The following is a 14,874-nucleotide window of genomic DNA, read 5'->3' as shown; positions in this document are numbered from 1 at the left end:
AAAAGTCTGGAATTGTTTAGAATTTGTTTAGTAGTCTTCCTTATAATGAGTCTAAAACCCTAAAGGGGGTGAGGCCTATTTTTATAGGCGTCACAAAAGTAGCATGGATACATATAAATTTGTGCATCACTCATTCATAAGTCATCATGATTGCCTACGCCGTGAGGTACTTATAAGAATGTATTCATTTATGGGCGACAAGTGAATTGAAGGAAAGAGGGACCAACCTATTGTTTGTGACATACCATTCCAACATGACGAAAGGATGCAACGTCGTCAACAAACACCAACAGGTATCTCTCTGAACTAAGAAAAGGAGAGAAACATGAAGAAACTTAAACAATTAAACATAGCAATTATCTTATTGCTGCTCGTATTCCAAACCGTACTATCACCGATTTCAGTGTTTGCAGCAGAGGGCGAACTACCTGCAGTTGAAACTGGAACAGATACTGGGACTAGTACGAGTTCTACGGGAGAGGTCGTACCACCTGTAACACCACCAGTTGAAACTGGAGGAGATGCTGGTACCGGTTCTACGGGAGAGGTCATACCACCTGTAACACCACCAGCTGAAACTGAAGAAGATGCTGGTACTGATTCTACGGGAGAGGCCGTACCACCTGTAACGCCACCAGCTGAAACTGGAGGAGATACTGGTACTGGTTCCACGGACGAGGTCGCACCACCAGCTGAAGCAGGAAAAGAGGATGGTACTGATCCTGGTTCTAGCGCTGAAGAAGAAGATCCAAGTGGAGATATTAAGGACGTAACTACACCACCAAAGTATGAATCAACTATGCCTGTTGAAGTCATTAAAAATGTTGAGTTTACTGTGGATGAAAAAAAGGTTAATCCAAGTGACAGTATTAAAGTTACTAATGGACAATCTGCAGAGTTTAAATTTCATTTAGAACTAGCAGCGGGACATAATTATGGTCCGGGTACAACATTAACGTACACTTTACCAGCTATTTTTGAAGGTATCTCATTCCCAAATGGAACAAATTATGGTGAGGTAGGTACAATTTCGAAAAATGGAAATGACATCGTAATTACATTCAACGATGAGTTACGAGATGATTTAGGAACGGGTGTAGCCCTTGAGCCAGATGCATATTTTATGGTAGAGGCAAATTTTTTAAATGGTAATATGAATTGGGAAGAAACAATTAGTTTACCAGGCACTGAAAATATCAAGCTGAACTTCCAACCTTCGAATAGCGGTACACCTGTTACCAAATCAGGTGAAGCAGATAGTCGTGCGCTAAACAGCAAGTATATTAACTGGACAGTAGATGTTAATACAAATCTAGGCGTTAATGAAGCGTCAGGTACTACAGATTTTGTTGATACACTAATAGAAGGTGCACATACATTTAAGCAAGATTCTATAAAAATCACAAAGTTTAATGTATTTCCTAATGGCGACATAAAAGTCTCTACTGATCCTGTAACTGCGACTCCAATCTTTGATAAAGATTCTGATAAAGACAGAATGACAATTAAATTACCAAATGAAAAGTATACAGCTTACCATATTGAGTACCAAACAGAAGTTGGAGACCCAGGTAACGTTAAAAGTGATACCTTTAAAAATAAGGCAACTTATAATGGGGAATCCGCTACTATACCAGTAACAGTGGAATTTGGAGCCCCATTAGCAAAAACACATGAAGGTCCTACTTATAATGATTTAACAACAACTTGGACGATTAAATACAACTTTAATAAACGTAACATTTCATCGAAAAATGCAGTACTGACTGATGTGTGGTCAGACACTCAAGAATTAGATGGAGATGTACAGGTGTTCATGGAAGATGGTACTACTCCTGCTGATATTACTGCTGATGTAGATACTACAGTTAGTAACGGTTTTAAATTATCATTTGGTGCTGATGTAACAAAACCATATGTAATCAAATACAAAACAAAGCCAAAAGCAGGTGTTTTTCCTACGGAAGATTATACTGTAACAAATACAGTAACGCGTAGCGATATGACAACGTCAGTTCAAGACAGTACAACTTATAGTAAAACAGGATTATTACTGCACAAATCCAAAGATGGTATTGATTATCATAATAAAACGATGTCATGGAAAATTGTGGCGAACCAAGCAGGCTATAACTTAGATGCTGGTACTGTGTTTACTGATACTTTTACAGATAAAAATCTAACTTTAAAAGAAGATACTTTAGAGGTAAAAGTAGGTAATACCACATTAGTTAAAGGTACAGATTACACGTTAACTAATAGAAACGATAAAACTGGTTTTGAAATCACTTTAAAGAATGCAACAAATAAACTTATCGAAATTACGTACGATACAGATTACGATATTCGACATGTTGGAGAAAATACAATTCAATATCGAAATGAAGTACAAATGGAAAATAGTGCTTTATCAAAAGTTTCATCTGATTGGGATGAACAAAATATCCACTCTGAACAAAAAGCAAACGGTAAAAAAGAGGGTTATTATAATTACGCAACAAAAACCTTCCACTGGGATGTTGAGTTAAACTTTAACTACAATGATTTAAAAAATGCGGTATTCGAAGATAAATTACCAGATACACAAACAGTTCAAAATATTGTAGTGCAAAAAGGTAAACTAAATGCAAGCGGTGATTTCGAAAAGGTAGGAGATCCATTAACAATTGAAAACACCTCAGGTAAACAGAATGAAATTAAGCTTGAATTAGGGGATATTGATAGCCCTTATAAAGTGACGTATGAATCAGTAGACTCAGATGGCATTTTCCCACATGGTAACCCAGTAAGTATTACAAACACAGCTACATTGACAAGTGAAGCGGGTAAAAATGCATCATGGACAGAAACGGTTGATGTAAGTCATACCGATAAAATTTTAAACAAAATGGGTAATCAGGCAGAAAAGGGTTCGGCAGTAGCTAAGTGGAATTTTGAATTTAACTACGCACAATCTAAATTAGACAATGTAGTCATTACTGACACAGTTGGTAAAGATGCTGAGGGTAACCCAGAACAAATGATTCTAGAAGATACATTTAAAGTATATAAAGTTGCATTGTCTGGAAAAACTCCAAGTAATCCAGCTGGAGATAAGAAACTTTTAGCTCCAAGTGAGTATACATTAAATGTAGATATGAAAAATGGTACGTTCACTCTTGATTTAGGTAATGTAACTGGAGCTTACTACGTAGAATACGAAACAGTATTTACAGGTCCTTCAGGCTCTGATGCTAAAAATGAAGTAGAAGTAAGCTATCAAGGTAGCAGTCAAACAAGTGGGAAAGATAGCTGGTCAATTGTTGATTTTAAATATGGTAACCAAGCATCAACAGTTAAAGTACCATTCGTTATTGTAAAAACGAATGCTGCAACAGGCGAAGTAATGAAAGATGTTGAGTTTACTTTATACAGCGAATATACAGGTGATAAACCATTAATTAGTGCTAAAACAGGTAAAGACGGTGTATTAGATTTCGGATTAAAATTAGCTGAAGGTAAATATACAGTAAAAGAAACAAAAGTTCCTGGTTTTGAAAATCCAGATGTAAGCTTTCCATTAGATCGCAATAAAAAAGCAACATCAGGTACATTTGCAGGTAAACAAATTGTTGAAATCGCTAATAAACCAGAAAGCTCCTTGAAATGTGATCGATTCGAATTAACAGTATATGATATTGACGGTAAATTAGTTAATAACGGAACAGTAACATTAGTAAGTAAAGCAACAGGATTATCCGAAGATCATAAAATTGAAAATGGTAAAGTTACTTTTACACCAGACCAAGTTAAAGCAGGTCAGTACGACGTTGTTTATGATGGTGTGACGTTAAAGACGATTACAGTTGAGTATAGTGACAAATGTAATGAGAATATTCAACCAACACCTAAGTGCGAAAACTTCACAATCGTGGTTGAAGATTCAGAAGGAAATATCCGTACAAATATTAAAGAGTTAACGTTGAAATCAGGTACTACAGAAGTGAAGTTATCACCTAATGCGGCAGGCAAGTTTATTTTTGAATCTAACAAAAATAATGCTATAAATGGCGTAAAACCAGGTGAGTATGCAGTGTACGAAGGTAACCAGTTCTTAGGGACAGTAACTTTAACATACACAGAAGACTGTGGGCATGAATTTATCGTTAAAGAAGTACCAAAATGTGAGAAGTTCGAATTAACTGTGAAAGATGTTGATGGTAATAATATTACTGATGGTACGACGAAAATAGTTGTTAAAGATGCTAACGGTAAAGAAATAATTAACACAACAACTACGACAGGTGTTATTGAATTAACTGATTTAGAATCAGGTATTTACACAGTTGTAGTAGATGGTAAAGAAATTGGTAACTTCCAAAACAATATCGAATGTAAAAAAACAGTTCAACCAGCACCTTCATGTCCACAATTTACACTAACGGTAAAAGATGAAAATGGCAAAGTACGCCCTAATGTTGACAACATCACGATCAAAGATACAAGAGGAGCAATTATTGCTACAAATAAGACGACAAATGAATTAGGTCAAATTACTATTCCATCTGAAAACATTCCTTCAGGTGTGTACAATGTATATCAAGGTGATCTATTCATTGGTCAAATAACAGTTAAATATTCAGTTAATTGTGAAGCAGAAATATCAGCAGCGCCTGCATGTCCTGCGTTTACATTAACTGTACAAACAGAGTTTGGAACGCCTAATGCGAATGCAAAGATAACAGTAAAAGATGCTAATGGTAATATCGTTAAAGGTGTAGACAATAGTGAAGTTCTAACAACTAGTGTTGCGGGAACGGTTGTATTGCCAAACGAAGCTATTAAGCAAGGTACGTACTATGTATATGAAGGAAGTCGCTTAATTGGCTCATTCACAGTAAAAGATACATGTTCTGCTATAGTAAAACCTTCATCAACAGGCGGAGGTGGCGGTGGCTGGACTCCAGGTCCAAATCCAGATCCGGAAAAACCAGTTGATCCAAACAAACCAAATCCAGATCCAGAAAAACCAGTTAATCCAAACAAGCCAAATCCAGATCCAGAGAAGCCAGTTGATCCAAACAAACCAAATCCAGATCCGGAGAAGCCAGTTGATCCAAACAAACCAAATCCTGATCCGGAGAAGCCAGTTGATCCAAACAAGCCAAATCCAGATCCAGAGAAGCCGGTTGATCCAGAGAAACCAACACCAGATCCAGAGAAACCGGTTGATCCCAAAAATCCAGGTAACCCAACAACAGATACAAAAAATCCAACAAATCCTGGAAAACCTGAAACTTCTAAACCATCTGTAACTGATGTCATTGATCAAGGTGAAAAATTACCACCATACAATCCTTCTACAGCGAATAAAGACACACTAGATTCGTATAAGGATTTCCTCGATAATTACAACAATTTATCTAAAGAGGAACAGGAAGAAGTAGCAAAATCTCTTGATATTGACAAAATCAAAGCAGATGCTGAACAAATGGAAGCTCAATTAAAAGCGACAGGCAAACTGCCGCAAACAGATGGAGCAAACCAAACAGCTCTTACACTAGTTGGTGTAGCTCTTGTTCTAGGTGCATTGTTCTTATTGCGTCGTCGCAATACGGAAGTGAAATAATATTCAATAAGAAAACCCCAAGATCGTAAAAATCTTGGGGTTTTTCGTATACTAAAAAGTTTCTGATAGCTTTGCAGGTGCTTTGTCAAACGGATATTGCTCAACCAAATCTGCTTGAATGGCAAGTCTTTTCGTACCATTATCAGCGCATGTAACGAGGGTCAAGACGGTTTTATTAGGGATATCATCAATAACATAAACATCCGTAGCGGCGATGATTTCCTTAGTCGTTAGTTTGTACTCATAAATATTCGTTAAATCCGTTACATAAATCGTATCTCCTATACTCGCTTTGTATAAGGGGCTAAATAAAATATCTGTTTCCTCAAAGTAATGACCCGCTAATGCGTAGTTTCCTTGTCCAAGTTTTTGATTAGGCTTCATGGTGCCTGCTCCAACGGCAAGAGAGGCATTGCCAACGCCTTTGACGATAGGAAGCTGCATATCAACACTAGGGACAGCGATACTACCAATGACAGGCATTTTATTAGCTGTTGTTTGAGCTTTTAAAACTTCTGCAATAGATAGTGATTGTACTGCTTCAAATTCAAAGTCGGCATCCACATTATTGTTCTTTTCAATATCCTCTGCACTGTAATCGGTTGTATTTAATTGTTTACTTAAATGAGCGATAATGGCATTTTGAATTGGATTAATAAAGATAAGTAAGAGGCCAATGATGAGCATACAAATGAGTAGTGTTAGTTTAAGTTTATTCATTTCATAGATCACATCCTAGTATTGAAATTACGAATCGCCGGAAGTAGGTCGATTTCCGCCGCTAAAACCGAGAGAATCGCCGGTAAAGGATCAAGTTGCGCCGCTAAAAGTGAAAGAATCGCCGGTAAAGGATCGAGTTGCGCCGCTAAAAGTGAAAGAATCGCCGGTAAAGAATCGAGTTGCGCCGCTAAAAGCGAGAACATCGCCGGTAAAGGATCGATTTCCGCCGCTAAAACCAAGAACATCGCCGGTAAAGGATCAAATTCCGCCGCTAAAATCGAGAGAATCGCCGCTAACAGGTCATACTCCGCCGCTAGTACTATAACTGGCCTGGTAAAACGTTATGTATTGTCAGTAAGGACATCAGACGAAAAAGAGTAGAGCATTATGTTGCTCTACCCGTTATACTCTTTATTTATCACTGTGGAGCACGCCTGCAACACCGTAATGGTTTTTAGGCATTTCTTCGATAAAGACTGTTACGTTTTCTGCTGGCGCGTTAACTGTACGAGAAACGGCTTCTGTTACTTCTTTTACTAGAGCGCGTTTTTGTTCGTCTGTACGACCTTCGAGCATTTTTACTGTTACGTATGGCATAATATTGCCTCCTTTATTGAATAATGTTGTATAGTTAGTTTATAAGAAAGTATATAAACTTCTTACTTGTATTCAGGCATTTGCGCAAGGCAAGAGTCGTTGTCATGACGACACCGATGCGCTAACGATGCTTTACTTTATAATAGCAGAATGGAGGTAATTAAAGTATGGCAAATGAAGAAAAACCAAAACAAAAAATGGGCTTTACGATTGTTAAAAATGACCCAACAGCTGGACATAAGGGATTTGGGATTGGTTCGCTTTCGCTTGAAAACGTATCGCCAGTCATGATCGATATAGAAGAGGGGACAGCATCAGTTGAAGTCGGTGCAATGCATGCTCGTAGTGATGTAGAACGTGGTATTAAATTTACGACAGATCGTGCAGATTCAGAGGGTGGAAAACCGTATTGGCTCGTATGGGTGACGATTGACCATAAAGCGGATGGACCTTATTATGCAGGTGTTACTGCGTGTGAAATGGTAGTCAATCGAGAAAAACGTCGTGGCTATAAAATTTTAGCTGATCATGTTAATAAAATGGATAAATCTATGAAGCGTCATATTATTGTAGAGCATATGGATGCACCATCTAAAAAAGTGTTAGCTTCTTTCTTAGCGGAGCTCAATCCAGACCTGTGGGCACGTAGTGAGGACCAATTGCGTCAAGACTTATTTGCAGAATAGACTTACAATGATTGAACAATCTGTGACATTTTGCAATCGTTTTCGATATAAGGTTGAAAGTGGGTTTGAAACAAAGTAAACTTGATGCAGACTTACATTTTAGTAAGCTAGGACACTTGGTTCTGCGAATGTGATGAGCGCTATGCGGCATTTGAACAACCCAAACCCAAGCCAAATGCCTCATGATGCTCATCTACTTCGCGAGCCATAAATAAGAAAAGCTTTCTGTTCCCACGGACACGGCTCCGGGGAAGAGAAAGCTTTTCTTTTCTTTTTTGTATATGTCTATTACTTTGTCGAGAGCCTTCGTTATTTAGAACGTGATTGACTCATAAAGGTTTCCACATTGTCTATTAGTTTTTAAAAATGTCGAATGGGAGCATATTCCAAATTTCTCCCCATGTATCTCTATCGAGAATATCAAAGTTTGAACATTTTTCAGTCGGTACATCCTTTTCATCTACATAGACCAGACGTTGTTTAGGGCAGGCATCTGTTGCAAGCTTACCTGTTTCAACATCGATGACCACACCTTTCACATCTTTAGGCTTTGTGAAATCCTCGTTCTTTGTTCCTTTATTGACAGCCTCCATAAAGTCAATCCATATTTTCTTTGTAGCTGCAGTATCTTCTTTTGTTTCTATATTTTTTCCTTGGTCATAGCCGTTCCACACACCGGCAGTTAAACTAGGTGTAAATCCGATTAACCACTGATCACTATTTGTAGAACCAGATTTTGCTGCATACGTATGCGTCATACGAGAGCGAATACCAATTCCTGTAGCTGGAGAATAATCGTTAAATACAGGATCGAAAATACCTGTCATCATTTCTGTTAAGATAAACGTATCTTCTTTTGAGAGAACTGTCTCAGCTTCTTTATTATCTTCTTTATTTTCGTAGATGATATCACCATTAGCATCTTTAATAGAAATAATAGTAGTAGGAGCGGTTTTTTGTCCCTGTGATGCTAAAATATTATAAGCATTCGTCATTTCGTATAAAGTAGTTTCAGCCGTTCCTAGCGCAATAGATAAATTGTCTTTATCACCGATATTCACGTTGAATCGATTAGCCATCTCGTGAAATGTTTTAAATCCAATTTCCTCTAATGTTTTAACTGCGTAAATATTATCTGAAATAGCGATCGCTTGTGCCATTGACATATCATGCGTTGCAAATTGACCGTTAACATTTTTAGGAGAATATGTTGAACGTCCTTTATCATAAGTGAAAGTTGTCTCACCTACATCTAAAAACGTTAATGGCGTATACCCATTCTCTAAAGCTGCGGCATATAAAATAGGTTTAATGGTTGAGCCTGGCTGACGTTTTGCCTGTGTCACCCTGTTAAATGAACTTGTAGCATAGTCACGGCCTCCGACTAGTGCTGTAACAGCACCTGAATTGGACTCCATACTAACGAACGCGGCTTGGAGCTCATTAGCAGGCATATTTTTGGCTACAGCTTCTTCTGCTGCTTTTTGGTGTTCTTGATTAAGGGTTGTTTGAATAGTCCAGCCACCTTCACTAATGTCGAGACTTTTTGCTTTCAAAATTTCACTAGCCTCTTGCCATGCTACATCAAGGAAGAATGGTGCCACAGATTTTGTTGCTACCCAGCTATCATTCTTTAAGACAAGCTTTTCATTTTCTGCACGTGTTTTTTCATCTTGCGTAATGGCACCTTGATCAGCCATCAATTTTAAAATAACGTGCTGGCGATTAGTTGCCTTATCTAGATTGACAATAGGAGAGTAAATACTTGGCCCTTTTGGAATTCCAGTTAACATTGCTGCTTCCGCTAGTGTTAAATCACTGGCAGATTTTCCGAAATAAAATCGACTAGCTGCTTCTACACCGTACATACCATGTCCGTAGTATACAGTGTTTAAATAGCCCTCCAGTATTTCATCCTTATCATAAAAAACTTCTAATCTATAAGCATACAGTGCTTCATTTAATTTTCGTGTCCAAGACTTTTCATGTGAAAGATATAGATTTCGAGCATATTGTTGTGTAATAGTACTTGCTCCTTGAACCTTACTTCCAGCCTTAATATCAACTAATAATGCACCTGCGATACGTGAAAAATCCAATCCCCTATGCTCATAAAAATCTTTATCCTCAACAGCGACCACTGCTTTCTTTAGATAGGGGGACATCTCATCAAGATCAACCCAATAACGTCGTTCGTTCGTAAAGTGATCCCCAATCTGGTTCTCATTTTCATCTAAGAAAATAGAGGCTTTAGGTACGGTTAAAGGCGGGGCACCAGCCACTTGAACATAGACGCGTAAAGCTACAAATGCTACTACAATTGCAGATAGAAAGGCGACGAAAAGGGTAAGGGCTTTGCGTGTACGCTTCGTACGTTTTTGCTTACGTTGATAGCTTTTTCTCTTCATCCGACTTCACCTCGTTTTCTCACACTTGCGTATAGTATGTGTCTGAACATTCATCTTTAATCGAAATTCTAGGTAAAAACTATTGCACTTTATTCAAAAACATCTATACTTTTTTTGTACTGTTTGAAATGCTAGCATTCGACAAAAGAAAGACACTTTGTAAATTTTAATCGAATTTTGCTAGATGTTCCAATAATGTATACGAGGATGCAAGGATAGAGGTTTCATTACAATCCTGTAAGTCCTTAATAGAGTAATGGTGAAATAGGATTAATTCCTAATAAAAGTGGAGGTCGAGCAATGAGATTTGATGAAGCTTATTCAGGAAATGTTTTTATAAAAAGTCATCCCACATATGAGGATGCTCAGGCAGTTATTTACGGTATGCCAATGGACTGGACAGTTAGTTATCGTCCGGGCTCACGTTTTGGCCCGCAGCGTATTCGTGAAGTATCAATTGGTCTAGAAGAATATAGCCCATATTTAGACCGCGAGTTAGAAGAAGTGAAATATTTTGATGCAGGAGATATACCGTTACCATTCGGGAATGCACAGCGTTCTTTAGATGAAATTGAAAAGTATATCGAGACGCTTTTAGCGGATGGCAAGATTCCAGTTGGCATGGGTGGCGAACATTTAGTATCGTGGCCTGTAATGAAAGCTGTATCTGCGAAATATGATGATCTAGCAATTATCCACTTCGATGCACATACAGACTTACGTGTTGAATATGAAGGGGAGCCACTTTCTCACTCAACGCCTATCCGCAAAATTGCTGAACATATCGGACCAAAAAATGTCTATTCATTTGGTATTCGTTCTGGTATGAAGGAAGAATTCGAATGGGCAAAGGAAAATGGCATGCACATCTCAAAATTTGAAGTGCTAGAGCCATTAAAAGAGGTATTACCGACTTTAGCAGGACGTAATGTTTACGTGACGATTGATATTGATGTACTTGATCCTGCACATGCACCAGGTACAGGAACAGTTGATTGCGGAGGCATTACATCGAAAGAATTACTAGCTTCAATCCATGCGATTGCAGCAAGTAATGTCAATGTAGTTGGCTTTGACCTAGTTGAAGTTGCGCCAATTTACGACACATCAGAAATGACAGCAAACACAGCGAGTAAATTGTTAAGAGAAATGATTTTGGGCTGGGTAAAATAAAGAGGGCTTTATAAGTGTTTATATGAAGCGGTTAGAGTGGGGGTTAGCTATGAGCTAGCCCCACTTTTTCGCTTTTTTCTTAGAGAAGGTAGCGCAGTCCCGTGTAATTTATTGTGTAATAGGATTCGAATCGTAGAGGATTTTAATTTGTTCTCAAAGGCATGATAAACATCTTTTGATAAAGGTCTTATCTAGCTTTTACGAGTGATACCGTTCATGTGATAGATGGGGTGGTAGTATCCCTGTTAAAGTTTATTAATCTAAAAAAGAAGACGCCATCCAAAATACATCGGATAGCGCCTTGATATTTCGAATAGTTCTATTAAGGGTTCGTCGACCAAAGTCCAGCATGTTTTAATACAACACGTGGATGAAGTTTTAGCTGTGCAACCATTAAATCTGCTAAATCTTCTGCTTGCATCACTTTTTCAGGATTGCCGTCTGTTAAGTTTAGCTCAACCGCCATATCTGTAGCAACTGTACTTGGCGTTAATGTTGTAACGCGAATATTTTTCTTACGCACTTCAAGCATTAATGACTCACTTAGTCCGATAACTGCAGCTTTTGAAGCCGAGTAGGCACTTGTAATCGGTGCACCTTTTTGACCAGCTGTTGATGAGATATTAATGATGTCTCCTGTGTTGCGCTCTAACATTTCCGGTAATACAGCGCGTGTTGTGTAGTATACGCCTTTTACGTTAACGTCGATAATATTTGTCCATTCCTCAGGCGTTAAGTCCATGAAGCTACCGAATTTTGAAATGCCGGCATTGTTTACTAAAATATCGATTGCCCCAAGCTCACTGCGAATTGATTCAACAGCTGTAGTAATAGAGTCTAAATCTGCTACATTTGCCACAGCGATTGCTACCTTCACATCATACTGTTTAAGTTCCTCTGCTACTTGTTGTAAATTCTCAAGAGTGCGCCCAATAAGACCTACATGAATACCTTCTTGCGCAAAAGCTACTGCTGTTGCGCGTCCTATTCCACGACCTGCTCCTGTAATTAACGCCACTTTTCCTGCGATTGTTTGCATGTTTTTAGCTCCTTTAGTTGAGATCATTTTATTTAGACGAAAAAATAGATTAAGATTTGTCTTTAAGACTATCCTCATTTTACTATGGTTTTCTACATTGTGAAGAGTGCACTTTTTGGTGCGGAGGTTACTAAAAGTTACTTATATGAAAAGGGAGTTAGTTCTATGTCGGTTAAATTAAGAGACGAGATAAAAGAGAGAATATTAAATAATGATTATCATTGTGAAAAAGAACTTACCTTATCGATTATTAGTGGGAAATGGAAGGTTGTTATTTTGTGGCATTTAGGTGTAGAAGGACCACATCGCTTCAGTGAACTTCAAAGACTTTTTCCGAAAATATCTCATAAGATATTAACAAATCAATTACGTGAACTGATGGATGATGGGATAGTTCATAGAGAAGTGTTTCCAGAAGTTCCTCCGAAAGTCGAATATTCAATGACTGAACTAGGGATGACATTATTACCAATCGTTGAGATGATGTATGAGTGGGGGAAAAATAGAATCGATCAAATTAAACAAGAAAGCAATAAGAAAAATAACGAGGCCATTTCCGATGATTTAAATTGTCGTTGCTGTTAGCAAAAATATTGAATATAAAAGAAAGAGAAATAAGTATTAAAAAGGCCAGAAACAATCTCTGTGTCAAAAGTGAAATGCCAGTCGCAAACACAGCAAGTAAATTGCTAAGAGAAATAATTTTGGGCTGGGTAAAATAAGAGAAGTAGTTTAAGTGGGGAGTTATGAGCTAGTCCCACTTCTTTAAGTCATTATAAATAAAAGTACCCTGTAAGAGAAACTTTTTTAAGTGTCTATCTTACAGGGTACATTTTAGTTTTAGCCGCATCTATGACCTATGTTGTTATTTCTCAGAAAATGTACAAAGTCATAATTAAATGTGAAAAGTGGTGCTGACCGCAATCATCCTATTAAACTCTGAATTGAGCTGCTAAGTCTCTTAACTCATCTGCCAAGTTTGCGAGCGCATAAGCAGATGATGAAATTTCCTCCATTGATGCTGTTTGTTCTTCAGTTGTAGCAGAAATACTCTCTGTACCGGCTGTAGTAGATTTAGTTATGGAGTGGATTGTATTTATACTACCAACAATTTCTTCAGTTCCTGCCGCCATTTGCTCAACTGCTGCAGATACTTCTTCTACCTGCATGGTAACATCTTGAATGGCCCCTTGAATGGCAGCGAAAGTTGTACGTGTATTTTCAGTTGTTTTAATCCCTTCATTAACTCCCACTGTAACTAACTTCATTGATTCAACAGCTTTTTGAGTATCCTTCTGTGTCTCTGAAATCAACACTTCAATTTTGTTTGAAGAAGCAGCAGACTGTTCTGCTAATTTTCTAACCTCATCTGCAACGACGGCAAAGCCTTTCCCATGCTCGCCAGCACGTGCGGCTTCAATTGCGGCGTTCAGGGCAAGGAGATTTGTTTGTTCAGCAATGGCTGTAATCGAATCAATAATTTGACCAATGTCATTAGAACGTTTTCCTAACAAGTTGACAACTTCGGATAAGTCATTTACTCGTTCAGTGATGTCCATCATTTGTTGATTCATTTGATCCGCCGCATTCATTCCATTTATCACCAGGGATAAAGAATCACCTGAAAGTTCGGTTACAGCTTGAGCATTCCCAGCTACTTGTTGAACACCAGTTGAAAGCTCATTGACGGTATTGACGGTGCTAGAAACATTATTTAATTGCTCTACTGATCCATGAGCAATCGTTTCCATCGTAATGGCAACCATCTCTGTTGCTTTCGTAGTTTCTTCTGCATTAGCATTTAACTCTTCAGATGCCGAGGCTACATGATTAGCAGTTTCATTGACTTTTGTTACGGTAGTACGAATATTATTAATCATCGAATTAAATGATTGAGTTAATTGACCAATTTCATCTTTGGATGAATAGGTACCTTGCACAGTCAAATCACCATCGCCTGCTTTTAACATAGTAGCCTGCAACTCTTTCAACGGATTTACAATTAAACGTGCAATCCATGTTGCTAATGTAATAAAGAAAATAATAGCTAAAACAGAAAGAATGGCAGAAATAAGCATAGTAGTAGATTGATTTTGTTCGTTTATTTTATTCAGCTGGTCGGCATCATCAACACATAGAGCTATAAGTTTGTCTGTATCAGTTTCCACCTTCTTGATAAGATCGTCTGAAGCTTTAGTGTATGCAGAATAGGCTTCCTCGTTTTGGTTCTTGTTAGCCAAATTAATGATATTTGTCATGGTACTAAAATAACCATCGAGATTGGAATTAAGAGATTCTAATAGTTCTTTTTCATCTTCTTTTCCAGTGTAAGAGTCTTCGAATTTTATGAGTAAGTCTCTAATACTTTCACCACTTTTTGAGATGTTTGCCAGTAGTTCGGTATTACGATTAGCATCCTTAGTAATCATGAGCTCTAAAATGTAAGAATCTACATCACTAAAGTTAGATCTAAGTTGACTGATATATTCAATTGGCAAAAGTGACTCGTCATACATTTCACTAGATTTTTTTGCCATATCATTAATGTAATAAAAACCATTAAATGAAATAATTAGCAAAAAAAACAACAGCGGACGTAATAAGTGTTAGAATTTTCTTTCTGATTGATAAGTTTTTCAAAAA

At 37.7% G+C, this 14,874-nt stretch carries 10 protein-coding genes; 4 read left to right on the top strand and 6 right to left on the bottom strand.

What is annotated here, in order from left to right; all coding sequences use genetic code 11:
- Nucleotides 1-325 precede the first annotated feature (325 nt).
- On the top strand, nucleotides 326-5,608 hold the full coding sequence (locus tag ACB089_RS22105; protein ID WP_374963945.1) for a collagen binding domain-containing protein: 5,283 nt from the start codon (nucleotides 326-328) through the stop codon (nucleotides 5,606-5,608).
- A 51-nt stretch (nucleotides 5,609-5,659) separates the two neighbouring features.
- On the opposite strand, the gene ACB089_RS22100 is transcribed toward ACB089_RS22105, so the two are convergent.
- The 3 genes from ACB089_RS22100 to ACB089_RS22090 all read right to left on the bottom strand — a co-directional run bounded on the left by ACB089_RS22100 (nucleotide 5,660) and on the right by ACB089_RS22090 (nucleotide 6,925).
- Nucleotides 5,660-6,328: a class A sortase gene (locus ACB089_RS22100; protein WP_374963944.1), complete on the bottom strand. Its 669-nt coding sequence runs from the start codon at nucleotides 6,326-6,328 to the stop codon at nucleotides 5,660-5,662.
- 8 nt (nucleotides 6,329-6,336) lie between these two features.
- Nucleotides 6,337-6,567 (bottom strand): hypothetical protein, encoded by a 231-nt coding sequence (locus tag ACB089_RS22095; protein WP_374963943.1) that lies wholly within the window; start codon nucleotides 6,565-6,567, stop codon nucleotides 6,337-6,339.
- 172 nt (nucleotides 6,568-6,739) lie between these two features.
- Nucleotides 6,740-6,925: a 2-hydroxymuconate tautomerase gene (locus tag ACB089_RS22090; RefSeq protein WP_068985249.1), complete on the bottom strand. Its 186-nt coding sequence runs from the start codon at nucleotides 6,923-6,925 to the stop codon at nucleotides 6,740-6,742.
- 167 nt (nucleotides 6,926-7,092) lie between these two features.
- Between ACB089_RS22090 and ACB089_RS22085 the strand changes: the two genes are divergently transcribed.
- A complete protein-coding gene (locus tag ACB089_RS22085; protein WP_374963942.1) occupies nucleotides 7,093-7,611 on the top strand; it encodes a YwhD family protein in 519 nt (172 codons plus the stop codon).
- 353 nt (nucleotides 7,612-7,964) lie between these two features.
- On the opposite strand, the gene ACB089_RS22080 is transcribed toward ACB089_RS22085, so the two are convergent.
- Nucleotides 7,965-10,019 (bottom strand): transglycosylase domain-containing protein, encoded by a 2,055-nt coding sequence (locus ACB089_RS22080; protein WP_374963941.1) that lies wholly within the window; start codon nucleotides 10,017-10,019, stop codon nucleotides 7,965-7,967.
- Between the two features lie 300 nt (nucleotides 10,020-10,319).
- Here ACB089_RS22080 and speB point away from each other — a divergent pair, with 300 nt between their 5' ends.
- On the top strand, nucleotides 10,320-11,192 hold the full coding sequence (speB, locus tag ACB089_RS22075) for an agmatinase (RefSeq protein WP_068985252.1): 873 nt from the start codon (nucleotides 10,320-10,322) through the stop codon (nucleotides 11,190-11,192).
- Nucleotides 11,193-11,514: 322 nt separating this feature from the next.
- Here the strand turns inward: speB and ACB089_RS22070 are convergent, their stop codons facing one another.
- A complete protein-coding gene (locus ACB089_RS22070; protein ID WP_374963940.1) occupies nucleotides 11,515-12,231 on the bottom strand; it encodes a 3-ketoacyl-ACP reductase in 717 nt (238 codons plus the stop codon).
- 165 nt (nucleotides 12,232-12,396) lie between these two features.
- Between ACB089_RS22070 and ACB089_RS22065 the strand changes: the two genes are divergently transcribed.
- The gene (locus tag ACB089_RS22065; protein WP_374963939.1) at nucleotides 12,397-12,816 is read left to right on the top strand and encodes a winged helix-turn-helix transcriptional regulator; all 420 of its coding nucleotides are present in this window, start codon (nucleotides 12,397-12,399) and stop codon (nucleotides 12,814-12,816) included.
- Between the two features lie 347 nt (nucleotides 12,817-13,163).
- On the opposite strand, the gene ACB089_RS22060 is transcribed toward ACB089_RS22065, so the two are convergent.
- A complete protein-coding gene (locus ACB089_RS22060; protein ID WP_374963938.1) occupies nucleotides 13,164-14,810 on the bottom strand; it encodes a methyl-accepting chemotaxis protein in 1,647 nt (548 codons plus the stop codon).
- Between the last annotated feature and the right edge of the window lie 64 nt (nucleotides 14,811-14,874).

The sequence above is a fragment of the Lysinibacillus sp. RS10 genome (assembly GCF_041956855.1).
Taxonomy (GTDB): domain Bacteria; phylum Bacillota; class Bacilli; order Bacillales_A; family Planococcaceae; genus Lysinibacillus; species Lysinibacillus xylanilyticus_A.
The sequence above is the reverse complement of the archived record's forward strand: the minus strand, read 5'-3'. Positions and strand labels throughout refer to the sequence as shown.

What these genes read in the sequence shown, in the direction of transcription:
- ACB089_RS22105 (WP_374963945.1), top strand. Translation starts at nt 326, where the DNA reads ATGAAGAAACTTAAACAATTAAACATAGCAATTATCTTATTGCTGCTC.
- ACB089_RS22100 (WP_374963944.1), bottom strand. Translation starts at nt 6,328, where the DNA reads ATGAATAAACTTAAACTAACACTACTCATTTGTATGCTCATCATTGGC.
- ACB089_RS22090 (WP_068985249.1), bottom strand. Translation starts at nt 6,925, where the DNA reads ATGCCATACGTAACAGTAAAAATGCTCGAAGGTCGTACAGACGAACAA.
- ACB089_RS22085 (WP_374963942.1), top strand. Translation starts at nt 7,093, where the DNA reads ATGGCAAATGAAGAAAAACCAAAACAAAAAATGGGCTTTACGATTGTT.
- ACB089_RS22080 (WP_374963941.1), bottom strand. Translation starts at nt 10,019, where the DNA reads ATGAAGAGAAAAAGCTATCAACGTAAGCAAAAACGTACGAAGCGTACA.
- speB (WP_068985252.1), top strand. Translation starts at nt 10,320, where the DNA reads ATGAGATTTGATGAAGCTTATTCAGGAAATGTTTTTATAAAAAGTCAT.
- ACB089_RS22070 (WP_374963940.1), bottom strand. Translation starts at nt 12,231, where the DNA reads ATGCAAACAATCGCAGGAAAAGTGGCGTTAATTACAGGAGCAGGTCGT.
- ACB089_RS22065 (WP_374963939.1), top strand. Translation starts at nt 12,397, where the DNA reads ATGTCGGTTAAATTAAGAGACGAGATAAAAGAGAGAATATTAAATAAT.